Source organism: Salinivibrio sp. MA351 (genome assembly GCF_001996065.1).
Lineage (GTDB): Bacteria > Pseudomonadota > Gammaproteobacteria > Enterobacterales > Vibrionaceae > Salinivibrio > Salinivibrio costicola.
This window is the reverse complement of sequence record NZ_MUFG01000005.1, coordinates 78,752-97,002: the sequence shown is the minus strand read 5'-3', so window position 1 is coordinate 97,002 and position 18,251 is coordinate 78,752. Positions and strand designations below refer to the sequence as shown.

At 51.2% G+C, this 18,251-nt stretch carries 16 protein-coding genes; 10 read left to right on the top strand and 6 right to left on the bottom strand.

All coding sequences use genetic code 11. From position 1 onward, the window contains the following. Positions 1-3: 3 nt before the first annotated feature. On the top strand, positions 4-3,759 hold the full coding sequence (locus tag BZG78_RS04755; protein ID WP_199877162.1) for a translocation/assembly module TamB domain-containing protein: 3,756 nt from the start codon (positions 4-6) through the stop codon (positions 3,757-3,759). Positions 3,760-3,808: 49 nt separating this feature from the next. On the opposite strand, the gene ppa is transcribed toward BZG78_RS04755, so the two are convergent. Together ppa and fbp are read right to left on the bottom strand one after the other, a co-directional pair. Continuing rightward, positions 3,809-4,336 (bottom strand): inorganic diphosphatase, encoded by a 528-nt coding sequence (gene ppa / locus BZG78_RS04750; protein WP_077459975.1) that lies wholly within the window; start codon positions 4,334-4,336, stop codon positions 3,809-3,811. Positions 4,337-4,464: 128 nt separating this feature from the next. Beyond that, positions 4,465-5,487, bottom strand: coding sequence for a class 1 fructose-bisphosphatase (gene fbp, locus BZG78_RS04745; protein ID WP_077459974.1), 1,023 nt, complete (start codon positions 5,485-5,487; stop codon positions 4,465-4,467). 259 nt (positions 5,488-5,746) lie between these two features. Here fbp and mpl point away from each other — a divergent pair, with 259 nt between their 5' ends. After that, entirely contained in the window at positions 5,747-7,120 is a 1,374-nt protein-coding gene (mpl, locus tag BZG78_RS04740) for a UDP-N-acetylmuramate:L-alanyl-gamma-D-glutamyl-meso-diaminopimelate ligase (RefSeq protein ID WP_077660525.1), read from the top strand. Continuing rightward, a complete protein-coding gene (locus BZG78_RS04735) occupies positions 7,110-7,739 on the top strand; it encodes a flavin prenyltransferase UbiX (RefSeq protein ID WP_077660524.1) in 630 nt (209 codons plus the stop codon). The genes mpl and BZG78_RS04735 overlap by 11 nt, the downstream gene beginning before the upstream one ends. 71 nt (positions 7,740-7,810) lie before the next feature. Here the strand turns inward: BZG78_RS04735 and BZG78_RS04730 are convergent, their stop codons facing one another. From BZG78_RS04730 to argR, 3 genes are all read right to left on the bottom strand, one after another. After that, on the bottom strand, positions 7,811-8,242 hold the full coding sequence (locus BZG78_RS04730; RefSeq protein WP_077660523.1) for a universal stress protein: 432 nt from the start codon (positions 8,240-8,242) through the stop codon (positions 7,811-7,813). 61 nt (positions 8,243-8,303) lie between these two features. Continuing rightward, positions 8,304-10,874 (bottom strand): TRAP transporter permease, encoded by a 2,571-nt coding sequence (locus tag BZG78_RS04725; RefSeq protein WP_077660522.1) that lies wholly within the window; start codon positions 10,872-10,874, stop codon positions 8,304-8,306. Between the two features lie 306 nt (positions 10,875-11,180). Next, positions 11,181-11,651 (bottom strand): transcriptional regulator ArgR, encoded by a 471-nt coding sequence (gene argR / locus BZG78_RS04720; RefSeq protein WP_077459970.1) that lies wholly within the window; start codon positions 11,649-11,651, stop codon positions 11,181-11,183. Positions 11,652-11,957: 306 nt separating this feature from the next. On the opposite strand from argR, the gene mdh reads away from it, so the two are divergent. Further along, positions 11,958-12,896 (top strand): malate dehydrogenase, encoded by a 939-nt coding sequence (gene mdh / locus BZG78_RS04715; protein ID WP_077660521.1) that lies wholly within the window; start codon positions 11,958-11,960, stop codon positions 12,894-12,896. Between the two features lie 165 nt (positions 12,897-13,061). Here the strand turns inward: mdh and ispB are convergent, their stop codons facing one another. Continuing rightward, a complete protein-coding gene (ispB, locus tag BZG78_RS04710; RefSeq protein ID WP_021023345.1) occupies positions 13,062-14,033 on the bottom strand; it encodes an octaprenyl diphosphate synthase in 972 nt (323 codons plus the stop codon). A gap of 361 nt (positions 14,034-14,394) precedes the next feature. Here ispB and rplU point away from each other — a divergent pair, with 361 nt between their 5' ends. The 6 genes from rplU (at position 14,395) to folA (ending at position 18,251) form a co-directional block, all read left to right on the top strand. Beyond that, positions 14,395-14,706: a 50S ribosomal protein L21 gene (gene rplU, locus BZG78_RS04705; RefSeq protein WP_021023346.1), complete on the top strand. Its 312-nt coding sequence runs from the start codon at positions 14,395-14,397 to the stop codon at positions 14,704-14,706. An 18-nt stretch (positions 14,707-14,724) separates the two neighbouring features. Continuing rightward, a complete protein-coding gene (rpmA, locus tag BZG78_RS04700; protein ID WP_025675203.1) occupies positions 14,725-14,982 on the top strand; it encodes a 50S ribosomal protein L27 in 258 nt (85 codons plus the stop codon). A gap of 218 nt (positions 14,983-15,200) precedes the next feature. After that, positions 15,201-16,364, top strand: a complete 1,164-nt coding sequence (cgtA, locus tag BZG78_RS04695) for an Obg family GTPase CgtA (protein WP_077660520.1) — start codon at positions 15,201-15,203, stop codon at positions 16,362-16,364. Between the two features lie 145 nt (positions 16,365-16,509). Beyond that, on the top strand, positions 16,510-17,289 hold the full coding sequence (locus BZG78_RS04690) for a threonine/serine exporter family protein (protein WP_077576487.1): 780 nt from the start codon (positions 16,510-16,512) through the stop codon (positions 17,287-17,289). After that, positions 17,286-17,750 (top strand): threonine/serine exporter family protein, encoded by a 465-nt coding sequence (locus BZG78_RS04685; RefSeq protein ID WP_077660519.1) that lies wholly within the window; start codon positions 17,286-17,288, stop codon positions 17,748-17,750. The genes BZG78_RS04690 and BZG78_RS04685 overlap by 4 nt, the downstream gene beginning before the upstream one ends. Before the next feature lie 18 nt (positions 17,751-17,768). Continuing rightward, a complete protein-coding gene (folA, locus tag BZG78_RS04680; RefSeq protein ID WP_077646016.1) occupies positions 17,769-18,251 on the top strand; it encodes a type 3 dihydrofolate reductase in 483 nt (160 codons plus the stop codon).

The window sequence follows — 18,251 nt, the reverse complement described above, 5'->3', positions numbered from 1 at the left end:
TGGTTGGTTAGATTAACTTTGATTCTGTTAATCACGATATTTGCGCTGGTAGGTTTGGTGTCCACCACCTTATTTACGCCGATCGGGTTACAAATTGGAGTGTGGGGGGCACAGAAAGCTGTACCTGCATTATCGCTTGATCAAGCCGAGGGCACTTTGCTGACCGGCTTTGAGCTTCGTGGTCTGCAATATCAGGATGAGCAAATCCAATTGGTCGCTAATAAGCTGGGGATTGAGATAAAAGGTAAGTGCTTACTTACCCCATCAATCTGTGTCGAACAACTGGCGGCTGAAGGGGTAACGCTTGCACTTAATTTCCCGCCAAGCGATGACAACACCGCCGCCGAGCCGTCTACCGCGAGGATCCAATCGCCGCTACCGATACATATTAACGCGTTTGCATTCAATGATGTGGCGATTCAGGTGGCGGGACAGGCGATTGACTGGCAGCAGCTCCAAGGCGGTGTGCATGTCGAGGGAGACACCTTAACCTTATCGCCCACAGAGTGGCAGCAGCTGGTGGTTACCCTGCCCACCAACGACAGTGATCAAGAAAATACTGACCGTGCGGTTGGTAAACCTGATAGCGACGCCTCGAGTGCCCCTTTTCATTATCCAGGGCTCCGCTTGCCGTCTATTCATGTGCCGCTAAATATCAATGTTGAGCAATTTAGCCTACGCGATACTCGTATTGACGACGGTACAGTACATACTTTTTCTTCGTTAGATCTCGTCGGCGCCGTCAAAGGCAGTGCGGTGACGATTGACCATTTTTCGGTGGCTGCCCCTCAGGGCACGGCTAAGCTTTCTGGCGATATCTTGTTGGAAGGTGAGTACCCACTGACCTTAGAAACACAGTTGACCACGAAATTGGCACCGCTCCAAGGCCAAGCTTTATCGCTGTCGGCCTCAGGAAGTCTTGCCGCGCTTAAGCTAAACGTGAGCGCGCGCGGCCCGGTGACGGCGACGCTTGAGGGAGAAGCAAACGTGCTGGCACCGAACTTACCTTTTGCCGTGCAATTGGATAGCGAGGCATTGGCGTGGCCGCTGACGGGGAAAGCGATCGCGGCATTACGCGAGCTACACTTTCACGCCGATGGTGACTTATCTGACTATCAGCTGGGGCTACAAAGTGACGTCGACGGTCCTGAGGTGCCGAAAACACAACTAAACCTTGCCGGGCAAGGTAGCCTCTCGGCGCTCAAGCTCTCGCAATTTGAGGCACAAACACTCGGTGGTACTGTTGCTGGGCGCGCCAGCGTGGATTGGTCCAGCGTGCCTTTTTGGCAAGCCGAGTTAGGCTTTGCCCATATTCAACCTCAGCGGCAATGGCCTGAGGTGAATGGTGATCTCACCGGCGCAGTGAGCCATCGTGGACGATTAACCCCACAAGGTGGCTGGGATGTGTCTATGCCAACCTTGGTCGTTCATGGTGAGCTTCAGCAATTACCCCTTTCAGTGTCTGGCGCGCTTAATGCCCATGATCGTGATGGCGATGGGCAACCTAGCGTTTCTACCTCCGGTCTGACGCTTTCCCACGGTCCTAACCGTATTACTGCGCAAGGGCAAGTGCGTGACGAGTGGAAAATGGGGCTATCGGTGGATATTGCTGACCTGTCCCAATCATTACCGATGTTAACCGGTGTGATTCGTGGCGATGCGCGTCTGAGTGGGCCCTTTGCCCATCCCAATGCCAAACTGGCCGTCGATGCCAAGCAGTTGCGCTGGCAAGATCTTCGCATCAATCAGCTTACCTTAGACGGCGCGCTGGCCTTCAAGGATACCTTAGGTGGCAACCTGAATGTGTCTGTGCTGGGAGGGCGCTATCAAACGCTGCGTTTAGAGAACTTAGATCTTACCGTCCGCGGTGATGAAGCCGAGCATCAGCTGGATTTACGCTGGCAAGGCGTTCCTACCTCTGGCGTGCTACGTATTCAAGGTGCGTTGGCGCGCGAGTCCGGTTGGCAAGGGCAACTGCTCGATACGCGGGTGAATGTAGAAGACATTGGCGACATCGTGCAGCAAACCGCGGCGCCCATTGCGTTTACTTTCGCCGATACGCAAACCCAGGTCGGCGAGCATTGCTGGCAGTGGCAAGCCACTTCTTTATGCTTATCACAACCGGCCTATATTGGTGAGCAAGGAGAGGTCGTTGCCAATATTGAAGGGTTTGATGCGAAGCAAATTGCGGCGTTCATGCCGCCGGAATGGCACGTTGAAACACGTGCCAATGCAGCCGTTCACGCTCGATGGCAGCCTGACGCCTCGCCAGATGTACGCGCCTCGATTGATATCACCGACGGTACACTGCGTCAGCAAACAGAGAGGCCACTGGTCATTGACTGGCAACACGCGAACATGGATGCACGCTGGCACAATGACCAATTACAAGGAGCGCTTGCTCTGACGTTGGATGATGGTGGCACCCTTGCGTCTGGCTTTACCCTAACCGATTTATTGGCCCCTACACCTACGATTACTGGCGACCTTACCGTGACTGCTGTGCAATTGGCCAAGCTTGAGCCCTTGCTCGGAAACGATAAACAAGCGGATATGAATGGTGAAGTGAATGCGAATTTACGTCTTGAAGGCCTGCTAACGTTACCGCAAGTGTATGGCGGCATGACGGTCAGTGGGCTGCGGATGAAAGGCTTATCGTCACCGGTGGATATAGATAACGGGCAATTGGCTCTGACGGTTGATGGGCAACAAGGGCAACTGGACGGGCAGTTAATCACGCCTGAGGGTCCGCTAACACTAAAAGGCGATGGCCAATGGCCCCGCATTGATGATTGGCAATTTGGCTTGAATGTATCGGGTGATACGTTACGTGTTAACCTTCCCCCAATGGTAAAGCTCGATGTCGCGCCAGATCTTACCGTCTCTGCGACGCCTGACCAGTTCGCGATTCGTGGTGATATTCATGTGCCTTGGGGACGGATAGAAGTCGAAAACTTACCTGCGTCAGCGGTGACGGTGTCAGACGATACGGTGCTGTTAAACCAAGACTATACGCCAAAAAGTGCAGAACAAGACGAGCCGATGCCGTTTAACCTAGTCACCGATGTAAAGTTAGCGCTGGGGGATGACGTTAGTCTCGCAGCCTTTGGTTTAAAGTCGCGCTTATCCGGTGAACTGAATATCAAAAACAACCCGCAAGGTGTATTAATTGTCGGGAATGTCAGCTTACTGGACGGAACGTATCGCTCGTTCGGGCAAGACTTGATTATCCGCAAAGGGGAAATCTTGTTTAATGGCCCCGCCGACCAACCCTACCTGCAAGTGGAAGCGATTCGTAACCCAGAGCGAATAGAGGGAGATGTGATCGCAGGTATTCGCTTGAGTGGCCCGGCCGATGATCCGGTCGCGGATATATTTATGGATCCGGCTGGCTCGCAGGCGAATGCCTTATCTTATCTATTGCGTGGCCGAGCGCTGGATGCTGGCGCCGGCGATGCCAATATGACCTCGATGCTGATTGGTATTGGGTTAGCGCAAAGCGGAAAATTGGTAGGAGAGATCGGCCAGGCCTTTGGTGTTGAGGATCTCACCTTAGATACCGCGGGTGCCGGCGACGAACAAAAGGTCGAAGTGTCAGGCTATATTTTACCGGATTTGGAAGTGAAATATGGGGTCGGGATCTTTGATGCGATTGGGGTATTTACTGTGCGCTATCGTTTAATGAAAGACCTTTACCTAGAAGCTGTGTCGGGTGTTGACCAAGCGGTCGATGTGCTTTATCAGTTTGAGATTAAATAAAAAAGCCCGCTGATAGAGCGGGCCTTTGCTGTCTCAGTTACACGCTCGATTATTTCTGTGCGCGCTCAAAAGAAGACAGGATTTCGTCTTTTGCAGCTTGTGCATCGGCCCAGCCATCGACTTTGACCCACTTGCCGGCTTCAAGTTCTTTGTAACGCTCGAAGAAATGCGTGATTTGTGCTTTGAGTAGCTCAGGCAGATCGTTCACGTCTTTCACGTGATCGTACTCTTTGGTCAGCTTGCTATGAGGCACTGCGACAACTTTGGCATCTTCACCAGACTCGTCGGTCATTTTTAGCACACCCACTGGACGGCAGCGGATCACTGAACCGGGTACGAGAGGGAATGGGGTTGGAACCAGTACGTCTACCGGGTCACCGTCAAGTGACAAGGTATGGTTTACATAACCATAGTTACATGGGTAAAACATTGGGGTAGACATAAAGCGATCGACGAATACCGCACCGCTATCTTTGTCCACTTCGTACTTGATTGGATCAGCATTCGCTGGGATCTCAATCACCACATAAATATCTTCAGGCAGATCTTTGCCCGCAGGGACCTGGTTCAGGCTCATGGAATGTCCTTTTGTTAAATCAAACAGTGTGTGCCAATTATAACCGCCAAGCGTGAAAATAACAGAGGCGACCTACCAGGTCGCCTCGTCATCATAAAAAAGCGCGGCATTCTTTTTGCTAATACGCGTTAATTGTCTTCATGATCAGGATAGGTTTCCAGGTATTCGCCGACTTTATCCACCATATTACTAGAGCCAACGAAGAAGGGAACGCGCTGATGAAGTTCTTTGGGTTCAATGTCCATCACCCGCTGCATCCCATCCGTGGCTTTACCGCCGGCCTGCTCGATAATAAACGCCATGGGGTTGCACTCATACAGCAACCGCAATTTACCATTTGGATAAGCTAGGGTACTCGGGTACAAGTAAATGCCACCTTTTAGCAGATTACGGTGAAAATCGGCCACCAAAGAGCCAATGTAGCGTGACGTATACGGCCGTTTCTCGTCAGGGACGTTTTCTTGACAGTATTTGATGTATTTTTTGACGCCCTGCGGGAACTTGATGTAGTTGCCTTCGTTAATTGAGTAAATCGTTCCCTCTTTAGGAACGGTCATATTCTCGTGAGAGAGGCAAAACAGACCCAGCGATGGATCATAGGTAAAACCATGCACACCATCACCTGTGGTGTAAACCAACATGGTGGATGAGCCGTAAATGATATAGCCGGCAGCCACTTGGCGATGACCCGGTTGCAGGAAGTCGTCTTCGGTAGGGGGGGTGCCGACCGGTGAAACACGGTGATAAATGGAGAAAATGGTGCCGACGGAGACATTGACATCAATGTTTGATGAGCCATCAAGCGGGTCAATCAATACCACATATTTAGCATTACGATTCAGTTGCTTGTTGAAGATGACCGCTTCATCTTCTTCCTCACTCGCGACACCGCAAACGTGGTCGCGAGCCTCCATCGCAGCTTTAAACTTTTCGTTGGCGTAAACGTCGAGCTTTTGTTGTTCTTCACCTTGTGCGTTTTCTGTGCCGATAGCGCCGGCGATGTCGACCAAGCCCGCTTTGTTGATCTCACGGTTGACAATTTTGGCGGCGAGACGAATCGAGGCAAGCAAAGAAGATAAGTCGCCGCTGGCATGCGGGAACGCGTGTTGCTTCTCAACAATATATTCGCCGAGGGTCTTAATGTCGGGCATTCTCAATCCTTAGTGATGATGAACTGTCTTTCTAATTCAATGGCATTTAAGTGGGCAGTGGTCTGCCTCTTGAAATCGTTGTCATTCTAGCGCTCGTGACTTTTTAATCGTACTGAAGAAATGGATGAGGCCAGGGAAGTGTGATCGCGACATAAAAAACCATGTCATATGCGCGCAAGCGATAAGACCCAAGCGTTAATCCAAGGCATAATAATGGCCCGCGTCCAACGGCTGGGTAACCAACAATACAGTGAAGGCCATGCATATTCATATTTTAGGCATTTGCGGCACCTTTATGGGTGGAGCCGCCATGCTGGCAAAACAATTGGGGCACAAAGTGACAGGCTCAGATAGCCAGGTTTATCCCCCAATGAGTACCTTACTCGAATCCCAAGGGGTTGCTATCATTGAAGGCTATGATCCTGCGCAGCTTACACCTAAGCCGGATTTAGTGGTGATTGGTAATGCCATGAGCCGCGGGAATCCCTGTGTTGAAGCCGTACTCAATCAAGGTTTGCCTTACACGTCTGGTCCGCAATGGCTGCATGATTTTTTACTCCAAGACTGTTGGGTATTAGCGGTTTCAGGGACACACGGAAAAACCACCACCGCCAGCATGCTGGCGTGGATTTTAGAAGACTGTGGTTATCAGCCTGGATTTTTGATCGGTGGCGTGGCCAGCAATTTTAATGCGTCAGCCCGTTTGGGGGATAGTCCGTTTTTTGTGGTCGAGGCCGATGAATACGACAGTGCATTTTTTGATAAGCGCTCCAAGTTTATTCACTACCAACCGAAAACCTTGGTTATCAACAACCTTGAGTTCGATCATGCCGACATTTTTGATGATCTGGCCGCTATTCAAAAGCAATTCCATCATGTGATACGCACCGTACCGGGGATTGGCCAGATCATTGCGCCGTCCGATGATCCCAACGTAGCTGAAACACTTGCAATGGGGTGTTGGAGTGAGTGTGTGTATGCGGGGCCTGATGGCCAGTGGCAAAGCGTGAAAAAAGACGCAGCTGGCAGCCAATTTGATGTGTACTTTGCCGGTGATCTCGTGGGATCGGTTAACTGGGATTTGGTCGGTGATCATAACGTGCGTAATGCTTTGATGGCGTTATCAGCGGCGCGTCATGTGGGAGTGACCCCGGGTCTGGCTTGTCAATCGCTCGAGAGATTTATCAATACTAAGCGTCGGCTTGAGTGGCGTGGCGAGCGGGCTGGCGTCACGGTATATGACGATTTTGCCCATCATCCGACTGCTATTCGACTGACCTTAGAGGGCTTGCGAGCCAAGGTCGGCGCAGGGCGTATTCTCGCCGTATTAGAACCGCGCTCGAACACCATGAAACAAGGGGTCCATAAAGACACGCTTGCCGCGTCGCTGGCGAGTGCGGACAGTGTGTTTTTATATCAGCCTCAAGGGCTCGATTGGTCGCTCGATGCGGTGGCGGATCATTGTGCTCAACCTACGCAAATTCACACTGATATAAACACACTGGTTGTCGCGTTGAGTGAGCAAGCCTTGCCGGGCGATACCGTGTTGATCATGAGTAATGGGGGTTTTGGTGGTATTCACGATAAGTTGCTCAGTGCGTTGAGTCACAAAGGAGAAAAGCATGACGGATAAGCGTATCACGCTGGCATGGACAGGAGCGTCAGGCGCGCCATACGGCCTACGGTTACTGGAGTGCCTGCTTGCGCAAGATTATCAGGTCTTTTTACTGATATCCTCGGCCGCTCGCGTGGTGCTGGCGACCGAACACGGGTTGAAACTCCCGTCAGGCCCGCAAGCGGCACAGAAAATATTAGCCGAACATCTGCAATGTGATAGCAATAAACTGATCGTTTGCGGTAAAGAAGATTGGTTTTCGCCGGTCGCCTCGGGCTCGGCAGCGCCGAAGCAAATGATTGTCTGTCCCTGCTCGGCCGGATCCTTGTCTTCGATTGCCCATGGTCTATCCGATAACTTGATTGAACGGGCGGCGGATGTGGTGCTCAAAGAACGGGGGCAATTGTTACTGGTCGTTCGCGAGACGCCGTTTTCAACGCTGCATTTAGAAAACATGCACAAGCTATCGCAGATGGGCGTCACCATTATGCCTGCTGCGCCGGGTTTTTATCACCAACCCCAGTCTATTGACGACTTGGTCGATTTTATGGTGGCGCGCATTCTCGACCACTTAGGGGCGGCGCAAACCTTGGTGCCGCGCTGGGGGTATGACCAACGCCCTCGCGATAAAGCATAATCAATCAGGTTCAGGCAAGGCCTGAACCTTCACTTTACGAGGGTGGCCCTAAACGAGCAGCCAGATATCGGCTAAGGTTTGAGTACCATCACATGCATGGTAGCGCCTTCAAGCACTTTCGCGGCCACCGATCCTAACATCATCTTGTTGACGCGAGAACGCTTATGACTTGGCATAACGATCAAGTCGCACTCCAAGCGCTCGGCGGTTTTGATAATCCCTTTGTAAGGCTTGCCTTCTTCAACAGACACCTGGCAGGCCACGTTTTTCGGAACATATTTATCCGCAAATCCTTGCAGATTTCGCTTCATATCGCGTTTCATTTTATTGGCAGCTTCTTCAGGGAAGTAAGAGGCGACCATGGAATTATGAATCCCCGGCAGGACTGTCAGAAGGTGGAGCTTAGCGCCGGATTGACTGGCCAGCCATGCAGCGTGATCGACCGCATTATCCGCGAAGCTCTCATCATTTAAATCGACCGGAACCAGAATGTGTTTATACATAGCGATATCCTTTGCTATCAAAAAAAGAAAAGGGCACGCGCCGCGCACGTGCCCCCTGTCATTAGGCTTGGCGGATGCGACGGCGTTGATTCCAGCCTAGCAATGCCAAGAGTAATAGTGTCGGCACAAAAACCCATTCTTTCCACGGGCGGATGTTATCCACCGTGACGGTTTTAATTTGCCAATCAAAGTCGATCCCTGCCTTATCGGCATCGCTTCCAAATTGGACCCTATCAACCAGTAATGAGTTATCCTCTTCGCGCAGTATCAAACCGGTATCACGTACCCGTGCATCGCCGCTTTCGAGGCGACTATCTACCGACAAAACCACATGTTTGGAAATCTGATCGCCAAAGAAGTTTTCCCCTTCCACTACCAGTTGCAGCGGTTTTCCGTCAGGCAGTTGCTCGGCTACGCGCATAATTTCTGTTCCTGGGTAGCTGGTGGTGGGTGGATAGATTTCATCCCACCAAAAACCAGGTCGGAATAGAGAGAAGGTGATAAGCAACAGCAATACGGTTTCCCACCATTTATTTTTGGTCATCCACCACCCTTGAGTTGCGGCAGAGAAAGCCAGCATCGCAATGGTCGCGGAAATAATGGTCAATATCAGGTGGAAAGGACCGTCGAGGTCGAGCAACAACAACTGAGTGTTGAAGATAAACATGAAAGGTAAAATGGCGGTACGAATATCGTAGGTAAAGCCTTGTACACCGGTACGAATCGGATCCGATTTAGCAATGGCCGCGGCCGCGAAAGCGGCGAGACCGACCGGTGGCGTGTCATCGGCGAGAATCCCGAAGTAGAACACAAAAAGGTGCACGGCAATAAGCGGAATAATCAGCCCTTGTTGTGCCCCCAAGGTCACAATGACAGGGGCCATCAGTGTAGAAACCACAATATAGTTTGCCGTGGTCGGTAGCCCCATGCCTAACAGTAAGCTGATCACTGCCGTAAAGAGCAACATCAAGAAGATATTACCGCCAGAAATTAGCTCGACAAAATCGGTCATGACCAAACCAATGCCGGTTAGAGTCACGGTGCCGACAACGATCCCGGCAGCCGCCGTGGCGACACCGATGCCAATCATGTTGCGCGCGCCAGTGACAAAGGCTTCGAGCAGATCAACGCCCCCTTCTCGAATTTCTTCTTTGAAGTTGGTGCGTTGATTAAAGTAGGCGATCAGTGGACGCTGGGTCACTATGATAAAAATCATAAAAATAGTCGCCCAGAACGCTGATAGGCCGGGTGAAAAACGCTCGACGGTCAAACACCAAACCAGCACGCCAATTGGCAGCAAGTAATACAACCCGGAGCGAACGGTAGGGCCTGGCTCTGGCACCTCTGATAAATCCGTGGCCGCTGGATCTTCGGCGGCTTCAGACTTGTAGCGGGCGGAATAGCGCACCAGAAGAACATACGCAATTAGGGTCAGTATGCCGATCACCACGGTGGCCATGCTACCAAATACGTCTTTGGTCCAGCCAATGCCGTAATAGACCGCTGCGCTGAGCACTAATAGCCCAACAAATACCGTCATAAAGGAAAAGAGCTTTTGCAATACCGTACTAGAGTGGCGGCGCGGCAAGCCTTCCATACCCGCTTTACAAGCTTCCAAATGGACGATGTAAATCAGCGCAATGTAGGAAATCAACGCCGGGAGCAGGGCAGCTTTGATCACTTCGACATAAGAAATCCCTACGTACTCCACCATCAAGAAGGCGGCGGCCCCCATTATCGGCGGTGTGAGCTGACCGTTGGTGGACGCGGCCACTTCTACTGCCCCCGCTTTGTGGCTTGGGAAACCGACCCGCTTCATCAGTGGAATGGTAAAGGTGCCGGTGGTCACCACGTTAGCAATCGAGGATCCTGAGACTAACCCGGACAGGCCCGAGGCGACTACTGCGGCTTTCGCGGGACCGCCGCGCATGTGGCCCAGTAAAGAGAACGCCACTTTGATGAAATAGCCCCCAGCGCCCGCGCGATCGAGTAAGGCACCAAAGAGTACAAACAGGAAAACGAATGAGGTAGAGACGCCCAATGCAACCCCGAACACCCCTTCAGTGGTTAGCCACAGATGCGACATCGCCTTATTAAGGCTGGCGCCTTTGTGGGCAATGACATCGGGCATGTGGGGGCCAGCAAAGGTGTAAAACAAGAAAACGGCGGCTACCACCATTAATGGTGGCCCTAAAGCGCGTCGTGTTGCCTCGAGCATCAATACCATGCCGATCGCGGCAACACTAATATCGAAGGCAGTATAGGCACCGGCACGATCGGCCAGTTGATTGTAAAATAAGAATAAATACCCGGCGGCTAGGCTGCCGATAAGGGCAAAAATCCAATCTAGAAGAGGTACACGGTCGCGAGGCGATGTTTTACGTGCGGGGTAGGCAGTGAAGGCCAAAAACATCGCGAACGCTAAGTGGAGTGAGCGTGCTTGTGTATTATTGAGGACGCCAAAATCGAGCGCAAAGGGAAGTGGCGACGCATACCAAAGCTGAAAAAGGGACCAGATAAGTGGTACCAGCCAAAGAATACGTCCTGATAGTCCATGTGGTGAGCGCGCACCCGTATCTGCTTGCGCCACCATGTCTTGCACATCAGGAGACGGTTGATGTGTCTTCGTCATGCAGTTTGTCCTTATTATCATATGCACCGCTGATGCGGCGGCAGTGTCCCGAGAAAAGCCTACTTGGCCTATTTCACTGGTGTGGTGATTGGCCAGTCTGCAGCTCACTGCTCCCCGCGTTTTCATTGACCCTCAACGAAAGCGTGGACAGTGTGTTAGCAGCTAAAAACAGATAGTACTAAAAACCGATAGTAACAGAGCGGTACAGAAAAATTAAAAAGATGTTATCGCTTTTGTCTTAGGGAGGGCGCTTCAAATATGAGACAAGGCAGACAGGCAGCGGTGTCACGCTGCCTGATAAAAAAATCAATAATGGTATTCGAACAAGTCACAAATCGCTTCAAATAGCGCTTCTGTGCTGGTACCTCGGGTGGGGGTGATAAAGATCGTATCGTCCCCGGCGACAGCGCCTAAAATGCCTTCGGCCTTACCGAGTGAGTCGAGTAGACGCGCAATTAATTGGGCGGCACCTGGACCGGTATGAATCACGACCACGGCCTCGTTGTAGTCGATTTCCATCACCAGCTCGCGCAACGCGCTGCCAGTGGTCGGAACACCGAGCTCAATCGGCAAGCAATAGACCATCTCCATCTTGGCGTTACGGGTACGTACAGCGCCGAATTTGGTCAACATGCGCGAGACTTTCGATTGATTGATGCCCTCAAATCCTTGAGCACGTAGGGCTTCGACTATTTCGCCTTGAGAACTGAATTTTTCTTCTTTGAGGATCGCTTTAAACGCTCGAACTAATTGGTCTTGTTTTTCTGAGTTACGCATGACGGCAGACTCGTAATGACAAACGAGTAGCTATTTTGCATATACATGCAATCAGGAGCAATCATTGCGCGCCTAAAATGGCGACAATATCACTGTTGTTACGTCTCGCCTAAGCCTTGAACGCACACCGGTTTCGAGGGTGAGCGAAAAAATGAGAGCTTAGGCTGATCATCACCGCCCGAAGCTTGAGTGGGGGTATACCCGGGCATATGATGAAGCAACAGTTCGCACCATTGATGGGCGATTTGTGCCCGAACAGAAGCCGGACCGGATCCGGACAATAAGAAATATCGAAAGGAGAACGACATGAAAGTTGCTGTGATTGGCGCTGCGGGAGGCATTGGTCAAGCCTTAGCCCTACTACTTAAAAATAACCTGCCAGCCGGTTCCGACTTGGCGTTATATGATATCGCACCGGTGACGCCCGGTGTGGCCGTCGATTTGAGCCATATTCCGACCCCCGTCAGCATTAAAGGGTTTAGCGGTGAAGATCCAACCCCGGCGCTAGAAGGGGCCGATGTTGTGCTGATCTCTGCAGGGGTAGCACGTAAGCCGGGCATGGATCGCTCTGACTTGTTCAATGTCAATGCAGGTATTGTTAAGTCATTGGCGGAAAAAATCGCCGATGTGTGTCCAAAAGCCTGTGTTGGTATTATTACTAATCCAGTCAATACCACGGTAGCGATTGCTGCGGATGTCTTAAAAGCGAAAGGCGTCTATGACAAAAACAAACTGTTTGGTGTGACGACGCTGGATGTGATTCGTTCTGAAGCTTTCATCGGCGAGCTTAAAGGCATGGATCCTCGTGACGTCTCCATTCCCGTGATCGGTGGCCACTCAGGTGTGACGATCTTGCCACTATTATCGCAAGTTAAAGGCGTTACCTTCAGTCAAGAAGAAGTGGAGTCACTGACGCCACGTATTCAAAACGCAGGGACGGAAGTGGTTGAAGCGAAAGCAGGGGGAGGCTCAGCAACCCTATCCATGGGACAGGCGGCATGCCGTTTTGGCCTGTCTTTAGTGCGAGCGTTGCAAGGTGAAGCTAATGTGGTTGAATGTGCGTACGTTGAAGGCAGCGGTGAACACGCACGCTTTTTCGCGCAGCCTGTACATTTAGGTAAAAATGGTGTCGAGGCAATCTTAGACATCGGTGAGCTGAGTGCCTTTGAACAGCAAGCGATGGACAAGATGTTAGACACCCTGCATAACGATATCCAAATGGGTGAAGAGTTCGCCGCAAAATAAACGGCAAGAACGAAAAAAGCGGCGTCCAATTAGGGCGCCGCTTTTTACATGTAGGCACAAGCGTGATAGCGAGGCATCACTGCGGTGAAGTCTGCGCTGACTAAGCTCTGCGTTGCCTAAGTTCTGTGCTGACTAAGCTCTGTGCTGACTAAGTTCTACGTTGACTTAAGTATTGCGATCAACGGCCAACTTGGCGAGCGCGACTAAGGCTTGTTTGTAGGGCGAATCAGAAAGGCTATCGAGGGCACGGACCGCTTTTTCTGCTTCTTGCTCTGCGCGTTCACGGGTATAAGCGAGCGAGCCACAGGCGTCCATACACGCTAAAATAGCGTCGAGTTTGTCGCGTCCGTTCCCTTTTTCGATCGCGTCGCGAATCATCGCTGATTCAGCATCACTGCCGTGCTGCATTGCATGAAGCAAAGGCAGCGTCGGTTTGCCTTCAGCCAGATCATCACCGGTTTGCTTGCCCATCTCATCATCTTTACTGGTGTAGTCAATGACATCATCAATGAGCTGGAACGCAGTCCCCAGGTAACGGCCATAATCTTGCAGGGCTTTTTCCGTATCAGTATCCGCTTGGTTGAGAATTGCCCCTATCTGTGTCGCAGATTCAAACAAACGCGCCGTTTTTGAATAGATCACCTGCATGTAACTGCTTTCACTGGTGTCGGGATCGTTACAGTTCATTAACTGCAACACCTCACCTTCGGCAATGACATTGGTCGCTTCACTCATCAAATCAAGAATTCTCAGTGAGCGTAAGCTGGTCATCATCTGAAATGAACGCGTATAAATATAATCCCCCACCAAGACGCTTGCCGCATTGCCAAATAAAGCATTGGCGGTGGCATTACCACGGCGTAAGTCGGATTCATCGACCACATCATCATGAAGCAAAGTGGCAGTGTGGATAAACTCAATGAAAGCGGCTGCGGTGGTGTGTTTATCACCTTGGTAACCCAATGCACGCGCGGCCAAAATGGCCAACATGGGACGTAAACGCTTGCCACCGCTGTTAACGATGTAAAAACCAAGCTGATTAATCAGCGCGACATCAGAATTGAGCTGAGCGAGTATTTTTTGGTCGACCTGCGCCATGTCATCACTGATCAAGGCTTGGATTGATTTGAAATCCATGTATATATCCGGGCGTTGTCCTAGTTACTTGCCTGCCGAGCTAACGATGCACAACTTACCCCATGTAAGGTGTGAGTCACGATCGCTAATACGTACAGACGGTGATGGATCTTTCGTCAGTATCGGCACTAGAGCGGGTATTAAGACTGACATGGTACACCAGATAACGTGTGACGAGATAGCGATCACACCGGTAAAATGTGTGGGAATGAATGCTGAGCAGCTTTTCACCAATTTTCTTGCGTTACCCTCTTGCCTCTAATTAATTTCTACCGTAGAATTCGCGCCCTATTGATGAATTATATGCGCACCCCTTGTTGTTCATAAATGCAGCAGGCCGTGCGGAAATGCGGAGTAAAACATGTACGCAGTTTTCCAAAGTGGTGGTAAGCAACACCGAGTAAGCGAAGGCCAGACTATTCGCTTGGAAAAGCTAGACGTTGAAACTGGCGCAAGTGTAGAACTTGACAAAGTATTGCTAGTGGCAAACGGCGAAGACGTTAAAGTTGGCGCGCCTTTTGTTAGCGGTGCAACCGTAACAGCAGAAGTTGTTACTCACGGTCGCGGCGATAAAGTGAATATCGTTAAGTTCCGTCGTCGTAAACATTCTCGCAAGCACATGGGCCACCGTCAGTGGTTCACTGAAGTCAAAATCACTGGCATCAGCGCTTAAGAGTAGGAGAGAGAAGAGATGGCACACAAAAAAGCTGGCGGTTCCACTAAAAACGGCCGCGATTCAGAAAGTAAACGCCTAGGTGTTAAGCGCTTCGGTGGTGAGTCTGTACTAGCAGGTAACATCATCGTGCGTCAACGTGGCACTAAGTTCCACGCAGGTAGCAACGTAGGTTGCGGTAAAGACCACACTCTATTCGCTCTGTCAGACGGCAAAGTGAAGTTCGAGACCAAAGGTCGTCATAACCGTAAATTCGTTACTATCGAAGCTGAATAAGCTTCAACGCAACGCGAATTTTTGAAGCCCTGCCTTATGGCGGGGCTTTTTATTGTGTCTGGGGATCACCGATCAAGCCACCGCCTCATCACGGTACGCAGATAATCGGCCAACGCTGAAAAATGATCCTAAGATCGATATGATCACCATTCACTAATCTGGGATAAGGCTGGTTGTGAGACGCCATAGGCATTCATAACTGGTGCGGAGAAGTTAGCATGAAGTTTGTAGATGAAGCGATTATTCGCGTCGATGCCGGTGACGGGGGCAATGGTACCGTCAGCTTCCGGCGTGAAAAGTATGTGCCTAAAGGGGGCCCAGATGGCGGCGACGGCGGTGATGGTGGTGACGTTTACCTGCTTGCCGACGAAAACCTGAATACCCTGATTGACTATCAATTTGAACGTTTTCATGCCGCGGCACGTGGTGAGAATGGTCGAGGCGGCAACTGCACCGGGAAACGCGGCGAGGATCGCGTCTTGAACGTGCCGGTGGGGACGCGCGCAATCGATGAAGACACGGGTGAAGTGATCGCAGACCTTACCGAGCATGGTATGCAGGTTATGGTGGCGAAAGGGGGCTTCCATGGCCTCGGAAATACACGCTTTAAGTCCTCGGTCAATCGTGCACCTCGACAAAAAACCATGGGCACGAAAGGTGAAGTACGTGCACTGCGTTTGGAGCTATTACTGCTTGCCGATGTTGGTATGCTTGGCTTGCCGAATGCGGGTAAATCGACCTTTATTCGTGCGGTATCGGCTGCCAAACCGAAAGTGGCTGACTACCCATTTACCACCTTGGTGCCAAGCCTTGGGGTGGTTCGTGTCGCCGCAGACAAAAGCTTTGTCGTGGCTGATATTCCCGGCTTGATTGCAGGCGCGGCAGACGGCGCAGGGCTAGGGATTCGCTTCTTAAAACACCTTGAGCGCTGTCGTGTGTTGTTACACATGATTGATTTGCTACCCGTTGATGGTACCGATCCGGTTGATAATGCGTTTACCATTATTGATGAGCTAAACCAATACAGTGAGAAACTTGCCGATAAACCGCGTTGGTTGGTGTTCAATAAAGTCGATCTGATGCCGGAAGACGAGGCCCAAGCTCAGATTGAGCGTGTGCTTGATGCGCTCGCTTGGGACGATAAGCATTATGCGATTTCGGCGATCAATAAAGCGAATGTGCAACCGCTTATTTATGATCTGATGGCGTCGATTGAGGCACTGCCTGCGCCGAAGCCAGAGGTTGAGCCTGAAGATGAAACCGTCGCCTTTAAATGGGATGATCATCACGAACAACAGCTCAAGCAAGACGACGATAACGATGATGACTGGGATGATTGGAACGAAGACGACTACGACGTCGAGATCATCTACAAGCCATAATCAGACTCACGCCGCTGCCGATTGCAGCGGCTTTTTTTTGTCCGTGATTTAGCGAACAATTGAAGAGACTTTTATTTGCATCAAAGACTGGCATGAGCCAATCGCCAATACTGAAGGCGTCGCAGAGAGAGAAGAGGGATTTTGGGTGACAAAACGACTTACTGAGCCAGAGCAACGCGCGATATCACGTTTAGTGATTGAAGTTGGGCAACGGCTATTACAGCATGGTGCGGAGAGCAAACTTGTCAGTGATGTAAGTATCCGGCTCGGTCGTGCGTTAGGGTTAGACAGTGTTGAGCTGTCGTTATCCGCCAGCTCGTTGGTGGTGACCACCTTGAGTCATGGTCATTGTATTACCACGGCAAGACGTAGCCCAGATCGTGGTATTAACATGAAAGTTGTAACAGATATACAGCGGACCGTGATCTTAGCAGAGAAGGGCTTTCTCGACGCGTTAGCGGTACGTAAACGCTTAAGCCGTATCAAACCATTCCGTTACCCTCCTTGGCTCGTTGTTGGGATGATAGGCTTGTCATGTGCCGCCTTTAGCCGGTTAGCTGGCGGCGATGCCGTGGTGTTTGCGCTGACCTTTGTCGCCTCTGCCACCGGCATGCGGGTTCGGCAACTTATCGCCCACCGTCACTTTAACCCTTTTTTGACCTTTGCAGTGACCGCTATGGTGACCACTCTCCTATCCAGCACGGGAACCATCATGGGATGGGGCAATGAGCCTTTTTTGATCATGGCATCATCTGTCTTGATGCTGGTCCCTGGGTATCCCTTTATTAATGCCGTCTCGGATATGATGAAAGGATTTGTGGATATGGGGATCGCACGTTGGACCATGGCGTCATTACTGACCCTTGCCACGGCAATGGGTATTGTGGGGGCGATGAACTTGGTAGATGCATGGGGCTGGTTATGACCTTACTTGTGGCGTTATTGCAAGATATGTTCTTTGCGATGATCCCTGCCGTGGGGTTTGCGTTAGTCTTTAATGTTCCGGTGAAAGCGCTTAAGTATTGTGCTTATGGCGGTGCGGTTGGGCATGGTTTACGCTTTGTTCTGATGGAGTCGGGGGTGGCGATTGAGTGGGCGACACTGGCCGGTGCGACCACGATTGGTTTTCTGGGCGTGTATTGGTCTCAGCGCTTCCTGGCTCACCCGAAGGTTTTTACCGTCGCTGCAATTATTCCCATGATTCCAGGGGTGTACGCGTTTAAAGCCATGATCGCGCTAGTGACGATTAATAACCAAGGTTACAGCCCGGCGCTATGGGCCAGTTTGATTGAAAACTTACTCAGCGCTGGCTTTATTCTCTCCGCGTTGGCAATTGGTCTTGCGATGCCTGGGCTATTGTTTTATCGTCGCCGACCAGTGATCTAATCGAGGAAGGCGAGCGCAATGCGAATTAGTTTAGTGGCCGCAATGGCAAACGACCGCGTGATCGGAAAAGACAATCGAATGCCTTGGCACTTGCCCGCTGATTTAGCGTGGTTTAAGCGTACAACACTGGGCCACCCTGTGGTGATGGGACGTAAAACCTTTGAGTCGATTGGACGCCCGCTGCCTAAGCGTGTCAATGTGGTGATCAGTGGTGATGCGGACTTTGCGCCCGAGGGCGTGACTGTGGTGCGCTCTCCCGAGCAAGCGCTTGAAGTGGTGGCTGGCTATGAAGAAGTGATGGTGATTGGCGGCGGTACTATTTATCAGGCGTTTTTACCTCAAGCTGATCGTTTGTATCTCACCTTTATCGATTTAGACGTTGACGGTGATACCCGTTTTCCTGAATGGGGAACCGGATGGTCAAAAACCGAGGTCGGCACGCATCCCGTGGATGAAAAAAATGCGCACCCTCTTACCTTTACGGTTTGGGACCGCGCTTAA